General features: G+C 71.9%; 12 protein-coding genes and 1 pseudogene. 3 read left to right on the top strand and 10 right to left on the bottom strand.

The genetic code is table 11. The features are described 5' to 3' along the window. Positions 1-110: 110 nt before the first annotated feature. Positions 111-434, bottom strand: a pseudogene (locus ESZ52_RS19945) (MarR family winged helix-turn-helix transcriptional regulator); the annotation flags it as partial. 85 nt (positions 435-519) lie between these two features. On the opposite strand from ESZ52_RS19945, the gene ESZ52_RS18005 reads away from it, so the two are divergent. Further along, positions 520-1,047 carry a YflT domain-containing protein gene (locus ESZ52_RS18005; RefSeq protein WP_238154374.1) on the top strand — a complete coding sequence of 176 codons (528 nt, stop codon included), beginning with the start codon at positions 520-522 and terminating at the stop codon, positions 1,045-1,047. Between the two features lie 381 nt (positions 1,048-1,428). Here ESZ52_RS18005 and ESZ52_RS18000 read toward each other — a convergent pair whose 3' ends face one another. From ESZ52_RS18000 to ESZ52_RS17990, 3 genes are read right to left on the bottom strand one after another with little or no spacing between them, the layout of a single operon-like run. Further along, a complete protein-coding gene (locus ESZ52_RS18000) occupies positions 1,429-1,794 on the bottom strand; it encodes a DUF202 domain-containing protein (RefSeq protein ID WP_131106142.1) in 366 nt (121 codons plus the stop codon). Continuing rightward, complete coding sequence (locus ESZ52_RS17995; protein WP_131106141.1) at positions 1,791-2,177, bottom strand: YidH family protein; 387 nt, start codon at positions 2,175-2,177, stop codon at positions 1,791-1,793. The genes ESZ52_RS18000 and ESZ52_RS17995 overlap by 4 nt, the downstream gene beginning before the upstream one ends. An 11-nt stretch (positions 2,178-2,188) precedes the next feature. Beyond that, complete coding sequence (locus tag ESZ52_RS17990) at positions 2,189-3,430, bottom strand: multidrug effflux MFS transporter (protein ID WP_238160624.1); 1,242 nt, start codon at positions 3,428-3,430, stop codon at positions 2,189-2,191. Between the two features lie 133 nt (positions 3,431-3,563). Between ESZ52_RS17990 and ESZ52_RS17985 the strand changes: the two genes are divergently transcribed. Together ESZ52_RS17985 and ESZ52_RS17980 are read left to right on the top strand one after the other, a co-directional pair. Beyond that, positions 3,564-5,306: an alpha-amylase family glycosyl hydrolase gene (locus tag ESZ52_RS17985; protein ID WP_238154372.1), complete on the top strand. Its 1,743-nt coding sequence runs from the start codon at positions 3,564-3,566 to the stop codon at positions 5,304-5,306. A 65-nt stretch (positions 5,307-5,371) separates the two neighbouring features. Continuing rightward, on the top strand, positions 5,372-6,238 hold the full coding sequence (locus ESZ52_RS17980; RefSeq protein WP_131106140.1) for a glycosyltransferase family 2 protein: 867 nt from the start codon (positions 5,372-5,374) through the stop codon (positions 6,236-6,238). Positions 6,239-6,280: 42 nt separating this feature from the next. Here the strand turns inward: ESZ52_RS17980 and ESZ52_RS17975 are convergent, their stop codons facing one another. From ESZ52_RS17975 to ESZ52_RS17950, 6 genes are all read right to left on the bottom strand, one after another. Next, on the bottom strand, positions 6,281-9,130 hold the full coding sequence (locus ESZ52_RS17975; RefSeq protein ID WP_131106139.1) for a multicopper oxidase domain-containing protein: 2,850 nt from the start codon (positions 9,128-9,130) through the stop codon (positions 6,281-6,283). Next, positions 9,123-10,280, bottom strand: coding sequence for a hypothetical protein (locus tag ESZ52_RS17970; protein WP_238154371.1), 1,158 nt, complete (start codon positions 10,278-10,280; stop codon positions 9,123-9,125). Before ESZ52_RS17970 ends, ESZ52_RS17975 begins: the two co-directional genes overlap by 8 nt. Then, complete coding sequence (locus ESZ52_RS17965; protein ID WP_238154370.1) at positions 10,277-10,669, bottom strand: hemerythrin domain-containing protein; 393 nt, start codon at positions 10,667-10,669, stop codon at positions 10,277-10,279. Before ESZ52_RS17965 ends, ESZ52_RS17970 begins: the two co-directional genes overlap by 4 nt. 47 nt (positions 10,670-10,716) lie before the next feature. Further along, a complete protein-coding gene (locus ESZ52_RS17960) occupies positions 10,717-11,046 on the bottom strand; it encodes a DUF2249 domain-containing protein (protein ID WP_131106137.1) in 330 nt (109 codons plus the stop codon). A gap of 98 nt (positions 11,047-11,144) precedes the next feature. Then, a complete protein-coding gene (locus tag ESZ52_RS17955; protein ID WP_131106136.1) occupies positions 11,145-12,545 on the bottom strand; it encodes an MFS transporter in 1,401 nt (466 codons plus the stop codon). Continuing rightward, entirely contained in the window at positions 12,542-13,948 is a 1,407-nt protein-coding gene (locus ESZ52_RS17950) for an MFS transporter (RefSeq protein WP_131106135.1), read from the bottom strand. The genes ESZ52_RS17955 and ESZ52_RS17950 overlap by 4 nt, the downstream gene beginning before the upstream one ends. Between the last annotated feature and the right edge of the window lie 15 nt (positions 13,949-13,963).

Below are 13,963 nucleotides of genomic sequence, written 5' to 3'. Positions count from 1 at the left end.
TGCTCGGACCAGTGGGCGACCAGGTGGTTGGCAGTCTCACGAGCGGCCTTCTGAGCGTGCCGGATCACCTGCCGGCCGGCCGGCTGCAGCGCGACCATCACCACCCGGCGGTCGGTCGGGTCCGGCTGACGGATGATCCACCCGCGACTCTCCAGCCGCCGCACCTGCGCGGTCATCGTCGGCGGCTCAACCTCCTGCCACCGGGCCAGGGCCGACATCCGCAGCGGGCCGGCCTCGTCGAGCCGGTTCAGCAGCCAGCGGTCGGTCGCGCTGAGGGACTCCCCGCCCGGACCCAGGACGGCTCTGCGAGCCTCCGGCCGGCTGCGCGCCCGGTGGATCGCGTCCAGGGCCACCTCGAGGGCGTCGCCGACGCTGTCCGACGGAGCCGACTGCTCCGCCGGGGCCGACTGCACGGGTTGGCCGGGCTGCTCCATACCTGTCCTCCTTTTGCATGACATGTCATTAGTTAGTATCATAAAAGTATCCAGGAGGAGCTCAGATGACAAGGAGCTGATGCAGATGAGCACCTACACCGACCGTTCGACCACCCAGACCGACTTCCGGCCCGGTGTGTACACCGGGGACGATGCGTTCGCCGAGGGACGGACCTCCCTGGGCAGCTACCGCACCTATCCCGAGGCGCAGGCCGTCGTGGACCGCCTGTCCGACGAGGGCTTCGAGGTGGAGAACCTGCGGATCCTCGGCCACGGCATCACCTCGGTGGAGCAGGTCACCGGCCGCATGACCGTGGGCCGTGCCGCGCTCGCCGGAGCGGGGACGGGCGCGTGGCTGGGCCTCTTCGTCGCGCTCCTGCTCGGGCTGTTCACCCCGGTGGTCGCCTGGTTCTCCCTGCTGATCGCGGGCCTGCTCTTCGGTGCCCTGTGGGGCGCCCTTCTCGGTGCCGTCGCCCAGTGGGCCACCCGTGGCCGTCGAGACTTCCGCTCCGCCCAGAGCCTGCTGGCGCAGAGCTATGAGGTGCTGGTCACCTCGAACCGCGCCGCGCAGGCCCGCCGGCTGCTGGCCGGTGAGCCCAGCCTCGCGTCCTGAGCGCGGCCACGTGCGGGGGTCACCCCGACCCAGACCTTGCCGAACCAAGGCCTTCCAGACAGACGAACGACCCGGCGCTGCGGTGCCGGGTCGTTGTGTGAGCTGAAGCCGTTTCGCGGCTCGTTCGGCTGGGGATAGCCCCGCTCATGGACGCCGCACAACGACACCGCACGACGACACCGCACAACGACACCGCACAACGACACCGCACAACCAGGGATCAAGGTTGTGCTGGGGACTCACCCCGACGCGCGTTGTCTTCCTCGCATTGCATGGATTCAAGGTCATGCGGGCGGCGCGAGACGCTCGCACGCGTCGCGGTCGACCATCCATGACCGCCGGCGGCGTCGCACCTCCGGTGCCACCCACCACGTGGAGCGGTCAGGGGGCGTAGAGGACGAAGCCGATCCCGGCGCCGCCCAGCCCCATCAGCACGGCGACGAGAGCCACCAGCGCCATGGGTTCGACCACGTCGACCTCGGCACGGATGCCCGCCACGGCCCGGTTGGTGCGTCGGTTGTGGGTCATGGTGATGGCGAGGGCGCACACCAGCGTGAGCAGCGGCAGGAGCAGCATGCCCAGCCCGTAGTGCGGCACCCAGCGCAGGAAGACCGCGCTGACCGTCACCAGGGCGAGGCCGGTACGGCTCCAGGACAGGGTGGTGCGCTCCGGCTGGAGGCCCCGGTCCACCGCGGCCGCGGTGGCCGGCGCAGGCGCTGGCCCCCGGCGCGGGCGCCTGCGGCTCATGGGGCGGTGGTGAGGATGAAGATCGCCAGGACGAGCGCGCTGACCGCTGCGCCGAGGCCGAGCACGGGAGCGATCAACGGCATGGGCAGCGGCCTCGAGTGGCGCATCGCGCGTTCCACCCCGAGCCACCGCATGAAGGCACCCCCGCTGACGAACATGCCCAGCACGATCAGCAGCAGGGCGATGCCCTTGCGGACGGCCGGCTCGAAGAGGCCGACCGCGAAGGCCTCGATCGCGATGCCCCCCGCGAGCAGGGCCAGCGCGGTGCGGATCCAGGCCAGGAAGGTGCGCTCGTTGGCCAGCGAGAAGCGAGGGTCCGGATCCTCGCCGCCGGGCAGCAGGCGGCGGACCCACCAGTCCCGCTCGTCGGTCTGCTCCGCCATGGCTCCCGAACCTACCCCGCGACGTCCTGCTGGACCACCGGGTCCCGCCGGTGCCACCACCACAGCAACGCGCCCCCGGTGGCGAAGGCCGCGCTGGTCGCGGCGGTGCTCACCAGCGAGGTCGTGATGAGCGGGCCGACCACGCCGGCGATCAGGGCGTTGGACAGCAGCACCGAGAAGGCGGCCATCGAGGCGGCAGATCCGCGGTGGCGCGGGAAGAGCTCGAGCAGGGTCAGCTGCACGACGGGGAAGGCCAGCCCGATCACCACCCCGAACAGGGCCGGGCCGACGACGGCCCACGGCAGGCTCGGCGACATCCACACCAGCGCGATGTTGAGCAGCCCGATGAGCACGGCGGCCACCATGGACACGTCGACGAGCCGCTCGCCGGAGACGCGCGAGGCCAACCGGCCACCGGTGTACGAGCCCAGCGCCATCCCCCCGATGAGCGGGACGAAGAGCTTCCAGAAATCCTGCTCGCCCTGGCCCAGCAGGTCGACCACGAGGATCGGGGCGGTGAGCACGTAGAGGATGTAGGAGCCGAAGGTCAGGGCCCCGGCCACGGCCAGCCGCTCGAAGCGCCAGGACCTGGCCACGGTCCACAGGCCACCCACGACCGCGCCGAGACGCAGCGGGGTCCGGTCCTCCGGAGGCAGGGTCTCGGGCAGCACCAGGACCACGAGCAGGATGCCGAGCACGGCATACCCGGCGACGAACCAGAAGATCAGCGGCCACCGGCCCAGGAGCAGCAACCAGCCGCCGATGACCGGCGCGATGGCGGGTGCGACGGCGAAGATGAGCATCACCTGGCTCATCAGCCGTCGCGCGGTGGGGCCGCTGAACAGGTCGGGGATCACGGCCCTGCTGACGACCGTGGCCGCGCCGGCGAAGACCCCCTGCGCCGCCCGGCCGACCAGCAGCCAGCCGAAGCTCGGGGCGAGCGCACAGGCGATGGAGGCGACCACATACCCCGCCAGTCCGCCGATCATCACGGTCCGTCGCCCGAGGGCGTCCGACAACGGGCCGTGCACCACGCTCATCACGGCGAAGGCCACCAGGTAGGCGCTGGTCACCCGCTGCAGCGCGGCCGTGCCGACGTCGAACTGCTCGCCCAGCTGCTGGAAACCGGGGAAGATCGTGTCGATGGTGAACGGACCGAGCATGGCCAGCGCAGCCAGGGTGGCGACGAGCACCAGGCCGGCGCGGGCCTCGGAGCCGGAGGCATCGCTGGCCGGTCGGGAGCGGGGGGTCACGCGGTCACGCTACCTGCGTCGCCGGGACCCCACGCTCAGCCGTCCTGCTCGAACCGCCGGACCGGCGAGACCGGTTTAGCATGGCGGCCAGGGACGCGGCGGTCGCGTCCTCGCTGGTGAGCGGAGGAACGGCATGGCTGCTGTCGGCATGGGTGCCGTCCCGATCGAGGCTGGTTACGCCTTCCGGGTCTGGGCCCCGCACGCCGACTCGGTGCAGGTGGTGGGCGACTTCAACGAGTGGGACGACGAGGCGCACCCGATGACGGCCGAGGGCAACGGCAACTGGTATGCCGAGGTGCCGGTCGCGCAGATGTGGCAGGAGTACCAGTACCTGCTGCGCAACGGCGAGGACACCTTCCTCCGGATCGACCCGCGGGCGCTGGCCGTGACCAACTCCGTCGGCAACGGCCTGCTCTACGACCACGGCGCCTTCGACTGGGACGGTGACGACTTCACCCCGCCGCACCAGCACGAGCTCGTCGTCTACGAGACCCACATCGGCTCCTTCGTCGACACCCCCGGTGACGGACCGGCCGACCTCCACGACCTGCTGGGCAAGCTGGACTACCTGGTCGGGCTGGGCGTCAACGCGATCGAGCTGATGCCGCTCATGGAGTTCGCGGGCGACTACTCGTGGGGCTACAACCCGGCCCACGTCTTCGCCGTCGCGAGCACCTACGGCGGTCCCGAGGCGCTGAAGATCTTCGTCAAGGAGGCGCACAAGCGCGGGCTGGCGGTCATCATCGACGTGGTCTACAACCACTTCGGCCCCAGCGACCTGTCGACCTGGCAGTTCGACGGGTGGAGCGAGAACGACAAGGGCGGGATCTACTTCTACAACGACCACCGCTCCGCGACCCCGTGGGGCGACACCCGCCCGGACTACGGCCGCGAGGAGGTGCGCGACTTCATCCTCGACAACGCCCGGATGTGGCTGCGTGACTACCACGCGGACGGGCTGCGGCTGGACATGACGCCCTACATGCGCCGCGTCAACGGCACGGACGGGGAGGACATCCCCGAGGGCTGGGAGATGATGCGGCTCATCGGCGAGATGGTCCGCACCGAGTTCCCCCGCCACGTCGTCATCGCCGAGGACCTGCACAACGTCGCCGAGGTCACCTCCGTCGAGCCCGAGGGTGCCGCGATGCACGCGCAGTGGGACAACCAGTTCGTCCACCCCGTCCGGGAGGCGCTGATCGTGGCCGACGACGCCCACCGCTCCGTGGCGGCGGTGGCCCAGGCCGTCACCCATGAGTACCACCAGCCGTTCGACCGGGTGATCTACACCGAGTCCCATGACGAGGTGGCCAACGGCCAGGCGCGGATCCCCTCCGAGGTCGACGGTGACGACCCGGGCGGGTGGGCCGCCCAGAAGCGCGCCACGCTCGGTGCCGCGCTCGTCCTGACCGCACCGGGGATCCCGATGCTCTTCCAGGGACAGGAGTTCCTCGAGGACGAGTGGTTCCGCGACACCGTGCCGCTGGACTGGGAGCGGGCCTGGGCCTTCCGCGACCTCACCCAGATGTTCCGCGACCTGATCCTGCTGCGCCGCAACGCCGAGGGCGACACCCGCGGCCTGGCCGGGGAGCACACCACGCTGATCACCGCCGACGAGGAGGTCAAGGTGCTCGCCTACGTGCGGTCCACCGGCGACGACCACCACGTGCTGGTCGCCGTCAACCTCTCCGCCACCTCCGTCCAGCGCCAGGTCGAGGTGCCCGGCGGCGGGAACTGGCGGGTGCGCTTCAACAGCGACGCCCGCACCTACAGCACGCTCTTCGGCGACCACGCCACCCCGGACATCGAGGTGCAGGACGGTAAGGGGCTGCTCGACCTGGCGCCCTACTCCGCCGTGCTCTACGTCCCCGCCTGAGCGGACCCGCGCCCCGCCACCTGGAGGGTGTGGATTCCCGGCCTGCATGTGCCTAGGATGCGCACGTGCCAGGGACGATCGCCGTGCTCTCCATGACCAGAGCGCGCCACAGCCAGCTGCTTGCCCAGGTCGACGGCATCTCCGTCGGCTCCGTCCCTCCGCAGGTGCACTGCGTGATCTCGATGGGGGACCGCGAGCTCACCCGGGGCCGGCTGCCGCTGGGCACCGACCGGTGGGAGACGATCGTGCGGCCGGTCCAGACCGACCGGCGTGCGCTGCCGATCGCCGCGGCCCGCAACCTGGCCGCCAACCTCGCCATCGAGGCGGGCGCCCGGACGCTGGTGTTCATGGACGACACGGTGATCCCCGGCCCGACCACCCTGGAGCGTCTCGGCGAGGCCGTCGGTGGCCAGCGCCGCGCCGTCCTGCAGGCCATCCCCCGCCACGCCGACGACCAGGAGGTCACCTCACCCGTGGTGTGGCGTACCCCCGTCCTCGACCTGCCGCCGTTGGCCGAGGAGGAGGTGCTCGGCTACCCGATGGGCCGCCTGCACGAGATCGCCTCCCGGGGCCCGGACGCGATCCCGCTCGTGCCCGGCCAGCAGGTCGTCGACACCCGGTGGGGGCTGTTCAGCGGCGAGTGCTTCGCGATGAGCGTCGAGGACTTCCAGGCCACCGGCGGCTTCTGCGCCGACTACACAGGGCGGGGGCTGCAGGACGCCGACTTCGCCGAGGTGGTTCGCCAGCGCGGCGGCACCATCGTCTGGGTCGGCGGCGCCGACGCATACCGCCAGCCCGCCGAGCCGGTCGAGCCCGAGCTGCAGGCCCGCTACGCCGCCCGCCACGTCCAGACCTGGCGCGAGCGGTGGGACGGCGACCCCGAGCACCCCTGGCTGGACTGGCTGCGCGAGCAGGAGCTGCTCACGCGCTGACCGGCGGGCCCGGTATGCCGACGGGGTTCCCGTGGGGCCCGCTCAGTCCGTCACGCGGACGACGCCGTGGGCACCTCGCTCGGCGTCGACCATGATGTGCGAGACCGCCGAGTAGTGCCCGGCCTCCGGGAAGGTCAGCTCCACGAAGCCGCCCTGGGCCGGCTGCAGCGCGAGCGCCTGGGCGCCTGCGCCCTCGGACTGCGGCCCGAGCTGGTAGGCGCCCTCGGCGTAGACGGTGTCGAACTGGCCGCCGACGATGTGGAAGGACGTGGGCCGGTTAGGCCCGGCGACGAGCACCCAGAAGCGGACCCGCTCGCCGACCTCGGCCTCGAACATCTCACCGGCCGGGCCGTACTGCCCGGCGACCCCGTTGAAGGTGACGAAGGCCGGGCGCTCACCGGCCACCGCGTCGGCGTCCACCTCGGCCGCCGGCTCCTCGCCCTGGCCGGAGCCCGGGACGAGGTAGACCTCGGACTGGACCAGGACGTACTCGCGGTCCACCTCGGGCAGGCCCTCCTCGGGCTCGATGATGACCGCGCCGGCCATGCCGGCCGCGATGTGGCTGCTCATGGGTGCCGTCGAGCAGTGGTACATCCAGATGCCCGCCCGCTCGGCGGTGAACCGATAGACCAGCGACTCACCCGGCGCGATGGTGCGCATCGGCTGGTCCGGGGCCAGCGCGCCGGCGTGGAAGTCGATGGAGTGGCCCAGTGTCCCGTCGTTGACCAGGGTGATCTCGAAGACGTCGCCGACCCGGCCGCGCAGCGTCGGCCCGGGCACCTGGCCGTTGAAGGTCCACCGCGTCTGCGTCACCCCCGGCGCGACCTCCAGCTCCAGCTCCTGCGCGGTCAGGGTCAGCCGGTGCACCCGCTCCTCGCCCAGCGGTGCCAGGACGGGGTCCACCACGTCCTGCACCCGGGCACCCGGGTCCAGCAGCGGCGTGGCCGTGGACGGGAAGGCCGCTATCCCGGGACCACCGTGGCCGTCGTCGTCCTGACCGGCGCCGTACTGATCGCCGCCGTGCTGCCCGGCCCCGCGCTGGTCCTGGCCATCCTGCCCGGACCCCTCAGCGCCCTCAGCGGCCGTGCCGCCGTCGCCTCCCCCGACGAAGACGTCGAAGACCATCCCCATCTGCCGGTGGCCGACGATGGTGCACCAGCCCTGCGCCGGGCCACCGACGACGCCGACGTCCAGCGTCGCGGAGTCGCCCGTGCCGAGGCGCGGTGAGCGCTCGCCGAGGAGCTGCAGGTCGTGCACGTTGTTGTCGTCCATGTTGACCAGCTCGATCACCAGGCGGTCCCCAGCCGGCACCGTGATGCTGGCGGGCTCGAAGCGCATGTCGTGCGCCTCGACGGTGACCGTGGTCGTGTTGCCGGTGGGTGTCACGGCAGCCGAGGCGTCGCCACCTGCCACCGTGCCTTCCGCCACCCCGACCCCGGAGCCGCCCAGACCGGCTGCCGCCGGGTCCGCCGCCACGCCCACCGACACGGCCAGCACCAGCGCCGACAGCGCCGCGACCAGCTGCCCGCCGGACCAGATGGAGGGCATCCGGTCCGGCGTGCCGGCCTCGGCACCCGGCGCGGGCCGGGCCCCGGCCGGACGCTCGCCGCGCTCGCGGGCGGCGGCCACCTCGCGCTTGGCCCGGCTGGAGGCCCGGATGCCCAGGATCATCAGCGGGATGAACGTGGCCAGGGCTGCGACGACGAGCAGCGAGACGATGACCCGCACGATGCTGGGCACCGGCAGCAGGCACAGCAGCAGCCCGACGTTGATCGTCACCAGCCGGGCCGTGCCCCACCGGTCGAACCAGCGCGCGCCCGCCCGCACGACGGTCTTGCCGCCGCCGACCACGGAGGGCACGAGGTAGGACAGGGCGCCGGTCAGCAGCTGCGCGGCGAAGCCGACCACGATCACGGCCGAGGTCCAGCCGAAGCCGTTGACGAAGTCGGCCCAGTTGCCGGCACCGGCCAGCCGCCACAGCACCATGGTCAGCGCGGCCAGGCCCCAGACGAGCGCCAGCCCGACCGAGGACGGTGCGAACTCCCGCGGCGGCGCCTGCCGCACCGGTGACAGCACGGCGCTGGCCCACCAGGCCAGCGAGGCGAGGTAGCCGACCAGCGCGACCACGCTCAGCCACCGCACGTCGAGCAGGGCCCCGCCGACCAGCAGGGCCAGGGAGGCGACGAGGCCGGGCAGCGCCTGCGTGGCGCGCCGTTCGGCGGGCGGGGCGATCCGCGTGCGCAGCATCGTCGGCCACAGGGTGAGCAGCGTCCCGGTGACGGTGAGCCCGACCCAGCCCAGCAGCATCGTCATCGTGTGCGCCAGCAGCAGCCGTCCGTGCCACACGTCCGACAACCCGAGGGCCAGGGTCGCCCCGAAGCCGGCGCCGACCGGCAGGGCCAGCGCCGCCGCGACGTAGTAGCGCACCGTCACCCGGAACCGGCCGGGCAGCGCGCCCCGCAGGCGCCGGACCAGCTGCACCCCGTGGGTGACCACGGCCGCGCTGACCAGGCTGGCCCCGACCAGGGTGACCGGCCAGCGGGCGGTCGGGACGCCGACCAGGGTCAGGACGGTGCCGGCGAGGAGCAGCCACAGCCGGATCGACTGGGCCCGGCGGTCGTCCAGCCCCGGCCGGGTCTTCAGCAGCGCCTGGGTGAAGTGGGTGCTCCACACCATGATCGCGTGGGTCAGGGCGCCGAGGAGGACCAGGTGGACCATGAGCCAGCGCGAGTCGGGCACGAACGGGTGGATCGCCGTCATCACCAGGGCGAGCAGCAGCCACAGCAGGGCGGGCTGGTCACGCAGCGCCCAGTGGCCCCGGTTGCCCGCAGCTCGCGTCCGGCGGCCACCGTCGGGCGTGGTCCGGCGCGCGGTCGGCGCGAGGTCAGACATGGATCTCCGTTCGGTCCGGTATGCGGCGGCGCCCGGCCCGCGGGCCGGTCACCACCACCGTCAGCAGGGTGAGCAGGAAGAGCAGGAGGGCGGCGACGTTGCCGAGCAGCGCCAGCTGCCAGATGGGCAGCGCCCGCAGGCCGATCGCGACCAGGCCCAGCGAGGCGACCCGTGCGGCGAGCGTGGCGTGCAGCAGGAGCAGGGGGACCCACATCGCGCGGTGGTAGGGCAGCCGCACCTTGAGCACGGCCGGGAGGATCACCGGGGCGTGCGCCAGCACCATGGAGATCGCGAAGCCGAGGAAGGTGGCGTGCACGACGACGTCATAGCCGTCGCCCACAGGTCGCCCGCCCAGCAGCAGCCCGAGCCCGGCCACCAGCAGCCAGCCGTACCCGAGCAGCAGTGCCACCGCCGCGAAGCGGGGCAGGCCGCTCCCGCGGACCGTGCGCCGGGCGACGTCATGGCGCACCAGCCAGCCGGTGAGGAGGAGCAGGGCCAGCCCGAGCAGCCGCCAGGTCACCTCGGCACCGGGCCGGGAGCCGGCCAGCACCGTCGTGCCGAGCACCGCCAGCGTGACACCGCCGGCGAGCAGGACCAGCCAGCGGTCGGCGCCGACGGGCATGGCCAGCCGGGCCAGCTCCACCCGCTCGGCGGCGATGGTGAGCACGACGAAGCCGACGAGCAGCGGCACCACGACCGCCACCTCCACCCGGGTCAGCAGCAGCGCGGCCGCGGCCGCCAGCACCGCGCCCAGGGCCTCCACGGCGACGGTGAGGTCCCGGTTGCGGCGCCAGAGGACGGCATACACCAGGACGAGGGTGAGCAGTCCCTGGGTGAGCAGCAGCCGGCCCAGGAGGGGATCGGGGAGCAGGGTCAGCGCCAGCGCGCCGGCACCGGTGAGCGCGGGGGCCAGGAAGCCCCAGCCCGCACGCAGCGCGGTGGCGCGCTCCAGGCTGATCACCGTGCCGAGGAAGCCCAGGACCATCAGCGACCCGTGCAGGTCGGCCAGCCGGGCGCTGGCGAGCGGTGCCGGGACGCCGGCCAGGGTGAGCCCGGCGTCCATGCCGACCAGGAGCGCCAGCCCGCCCGGCAGGAGCAGGAGCGGGGCCGGCCCGCGTCCCCCGTCGGCCCGGCGCCGTCCGGGGCTCACGCCGCTGGGGGAGTGGTCTGCTCCACCTCTGCCCAGTCCGGGCCGTCCAGCGCGATGGCGGCCGCGGGGAAGAGGCCGTTGTCCTCGCGGTCGATGTGCTGGCGCAGGAGGTGCTCGAAGGCGGGGTAGGCCGCGTGGTCGCCCGCGCGGACCGCCGCCAGCCGCTCGTCGAGCTCGGTGTGCTCGGAGCACAGGTCAGCGATGTGCTCGGTGAACTGCTCCTCGCGCCGCATCACCGAGAAGAGGCCGACCTCCTCGGCGCTGGTGTGCGGGTGGAGCAGGCCGGCGAGGGTGTCGGCGGCGGCGTGCACTGCCGCCTCCTCTGCACCCCGCTCGAGGGCCCGGCGCAGCTCGCCGGCGGCGTTGATGATCGCGGTGTGCTCGGCCATGAACCGGCCGATCACCTCGATCGACTCGCAGCCGCAGTAGGTGCACATCAGGCGCCGGCGGTGCTCGTCGCCCGCTCGTCGGCCTGTCGCGTGAAGCGCAGCGTCCAGACCTCGGGGCCGCGCTCGAGGTACTCGTGCGTCACCGACCCGCCCTCGCGCTCGGCGAGCTGGGCGAGCAGGGGCAGGGGGTCGTGGGGGGCGATCAGGTCCATCTGCTGTCCCGGCCGCAGGCCGCCGACGGCACCGAAGATCGTGGCGTGGCGGATCGCGTGCGGGATCTCCCGGGCGTCCAGGGCGGGCACGCCCTCGTCGCCGGAGCAGCCGCAGCCGCAGCCGCCCTTCTCGACGATGGGCAGGGTGCGGGGTGTGTCGGTCATGTCGGTCTCCAGGTCGTGACGGGTCAGGGCTGAATGGGCAGGGTGAAGTGCGTGTGCGGGCGTTGGGCAGGGCGCGGGTATGCCGTGCGCAGGGACGGTCAACCCGGCTTGGGCGCGCCGGGACGGGCGTAGCGCACCCAGGTGATGACCACGCACAGCACGGCGAAGGCGATGCCGATGAGGTAGAAGGTGGTCGGGCTCATCAGGGTCAGGCCGACCCCGAAGAGGAAGGGCCCGAAGGCCGCGATGGCCGCGGTCCAGCCGATCACGCCACCGGCCTGGCGTCGCTCGAAGATCATCGGCATCTGCTTGAAGGTGGAGGCGTTGCCGATCCCGGCGAAGAGGAAGATCGCCAGCATCCCCCACAGGAAGCGGTCAAAACCGGCGTCCAGGGCCGCGGCCGAGGAGGTGTCCGGCACCAGGCCCGTCATGGTGAAGGCGATGGAGCCGATCAGGCCGAGCCCGGAGATCAGCGTCCAGATCGCCCCGCCCATCCGGTCGGTCAGGGGGGAGAACAGGACGCGCGCACCCGCTCCCACGAGGGGACCGAGGAAGACCAGCGCCAGGGCGTTGGGCACCTGGTAGCCCTCGATGAGCATCTGGGCCTCGGGCCCGGTGCCCTGGACGATCTCGGGGTTGCCGGAGCCGTAGAGGTTCTGCATGAGCAGGCCGAACTGGGCGGACAGGCCGGAGAAGGTGCCGAAGGTCATGATGTACAGCAGGGTCATCAGCCAGGTGTCGACGTTGCTGAAGATGTCGAACTGCTGCTTGATGTTGGCCTTGATCGGCACCGACTTCAGCAGCCACCACGCCAGGGCGGCGCCGATGAGGCAGAAGGGGATCCAGAAGAAGGCCGCGTTCTGGTACCACACCTCCTGGTTGCCCTGGCCGGCCATCTCCATGCTCTGGCTGTTGCCGAGGAAGCCCAGCATCCCGAAGCCGATGAGCCACGGGGTGAGCAGCTGGACCAGGGAGACGCCGAAGTTGCCCAGGCCCGCCTGCAGGCCCAGCGCGGTCCCCTGCAGCCGCTTGGGGAAGAAGTAGGAGGTGGAGGGCATGAAGCCGGAGAAGGCACCGCCGCCGATACCGGCCAGGAAGGCCAGGACCATGAGCTCCCAGTAGGGCGCGGTCGGCTCCTGCACGCGCACGCCCCAGCCGAGCAGGGGGAAGACGAGCAGGAAGGTGGTGATCGCCACCATCTTGCGGGTGCCCAGGATGGGCGGCAGCACCATCCAGACGATCCGCAGCAGGCCGGCCGCCAGACCGGGCATGGCTGCCATCCAGTACAGCTGGCCCTGGGTGAACTCGTAGCCGAGGGCGTTGAGCCGCGGGATGACCGCGCTGGGCAGGAACCAGGTGATGAAGCACAGGGTGAGGGTGAAGGTGGTGATCCACAGGGTGGACCAGGCCCGGCCGCTGTCCCAGGTCTCCTCGTTCTCGGGGTCCCAGTTCTGCAGCCATTCACCGCCGGTGCGGCGTTCGGACGCGGGGGTGCTCATCGCTGTGCCTCCTGTAGACGGCTGTCGGGCTCGTCGTGCTGGTCAGGTGTTCCGGTGAAGGTGCGGTCGAGGTCCTGCTCGCCGTCGCTGGGCTCGAGCTTGTCGGACAGCTCGGGGGACTGCGCGTGCAGCATGCGGACGACGGTGAGGTGCATCCACAGCAGGCAGACGGCGGTGAGGAGGAAGAGGACGAAGAAGGTGGAGGTCGGGAAGCCGGACCACTCCTCGGTGTAGGCGAACAGCGGCGGCAGGAAGAACCCGCCCAGGCCGCCGAGCATGCCGACGAGGCCGCCGACCGGGCCGACGTTGTCCGGGAAGTACTCGGGGATGTGCTTGAAGACGGCCGCCTTGCCCACGCCCATCGCGCAGCCGAGCAGGAAGAGCAGGATGGTGAACGGCACGATGTGCATCGCGTAGCCCAGGTGCTCGGTGGCCCGGCCGTCGGCGTGGTTGATGACCACGTGGCCGTTGGGCATCATCAGGATGCCGGAGGTGACCAGCATGACGAAGAAGGTGCCGTACATCGCCTTGCGGGCGCCCCAGCGGTCGGTGAACCAGCCACCCACCGGACGCAGCAGCGAGGCGGGGAAGATGAACAGCGCGGTCAGCAGGCCGGCGGTCGTCAGCGAGACCCCGAAGTTGTTGATGTAGTAGATGGGCATCCACGCCGCCAGGGCGACGTAGGCGCCGAAGACGGCGACGTAGTAGAGGCTGAACCGCCACACCCGCAGCTGACGGAGCGGGGTCATCATCTGCCCCAGCGTCCGGGACGAGCCGGGCATCCGGTCCTGGGACGGGGTGCCGAACCAGGTGATCGCCGCCATGACGAGCAGCAGCACGGCATACACGACCGGGATGAGGCGCCACCCGCCCTGGAGCCCCAGGATGACGGTCGAGCCCGCCGTTGCGGCGATGATCGGCGGGCCGATGAACTTGGTGACCGAGGCGCCCACGTTGCCGGCGCCGAACAGGCCGAGGGCGAACCCCTGGCGCTCACGGGGCGTCCAGGCGGCGTTCCAGGCGATGCCGACCGAGAAGGAGTTGCCGGCGAAGCCGACGAGGAAGGCCAGCACCAGCAGCCACCCGTAGCTCTCGGCCCTGCTGACCATGAAGGCGGGCACCGCGCTGACCACCAGGATCGCGGTCATCATCTTGCGGCCGCCGATCCGGTCGGTGAGCATCCCGGCGGGCAGACGCCAGATCGAGCCGTTGAGCACGGCGACCGCCGAGATCCAGGACAGCTGGGTGTCGGTGAGCCCGAACTCCTCCTGGATGGGCTTGCCGAGGATGCCGAACATCAGCCAGACCGCGAACATCAGCGTGAAGGCGGTGGTGGAGATCCACATGACGCGGCCAGCCTGCGAGGCGGTGCGCGTCTGGACGCCGGCGGGGGCGTTGCTCATCCTGCTCCTATGGGT

This window comes from Ornithinimicrobium sufpigmenti, assembly GCF_004322775.1.
Classification (GTDB): Bacteria; Actinomycetota; Actinomycetes; order Actinomycetales; family Dermatophilaceae; genus Ornithinicoccus; species Ornithinicoccus sufpigmenti.
Note: the sequence above shows the minus strand (reverse complement) of the source record. Positions and strands in the feature narration are given on the sequence as shown.

Excerpts from the sequence above, each read along its gene's own strand:
- ESZ52_RS18005 (WP_238154374.1), top strand. The coding sequence starts at position 520 with ATGAGCACCTACACCGACCGTTCGACCACCCAGACCGACTTCCGGCCC.
- ESZ52_RS18000 (WP_131106142.1), bottom strand. The coding sequence starts at position 1,794 with ATGAGCCGCAGGCGCCCGCGCCGGGGGCCAGCGCCTGCGCCGGCCACC.
- ESZ52_RS17995 (WP_131106141.1), bottom strand. The coding sequence starts at position 2,177 with ATGGCGGAGCAGACCGACGAGCGGGACTGGTGGGTCCGCCGCCTGCTG.
- ESZ52_RS17985 (WP_238154372.1), top strand. The coding sequence starts at position 3,564 with ATGGCTGCTGTCGGCATGGGTGCCGTCCCGATCGAGGCTGGTTACGCC.
- ESZ52_RS17975 (WP_131106139.1), bottom strand. The coding sequence starts at position 9,130 with ATGTCTGACCTCGCGCCGACCGCGCGCCGGACCACGCCCGACGGTGGC.
- ESZ52_RS17965 (WP_238154370.1), bottom strand. The coding sequence starts at position 10,669 with ATGGCCGAGCACACCGCGATCATCAACGCCGCCGGCGAGCTGCGCCGG.
- ESZ52_RS17960 (WP_131106137.1), bottom strand. The coding sequence starts at position 11,046 with ATGACCGACACACCCCGCACCCTGCCCATCGTCGAGAAGGGCGGCTGC.
- ESZ52_RS17955 (WP_131106136.1), bottom strand. The coding sequence starts at position 12,545 with ATGAGCACCCCCGCGTCCGAACGCCGCACCGGCGGTGAATGGCTGCAG.
- ESZ52_RS17950 (WP_131106135.1), bottom strand. The coding sequence starts at position 13,948 with ATGAGCAACGCCCCCGCCGGCGTCCAGACGCGCACCGCCTCGCAGGCT.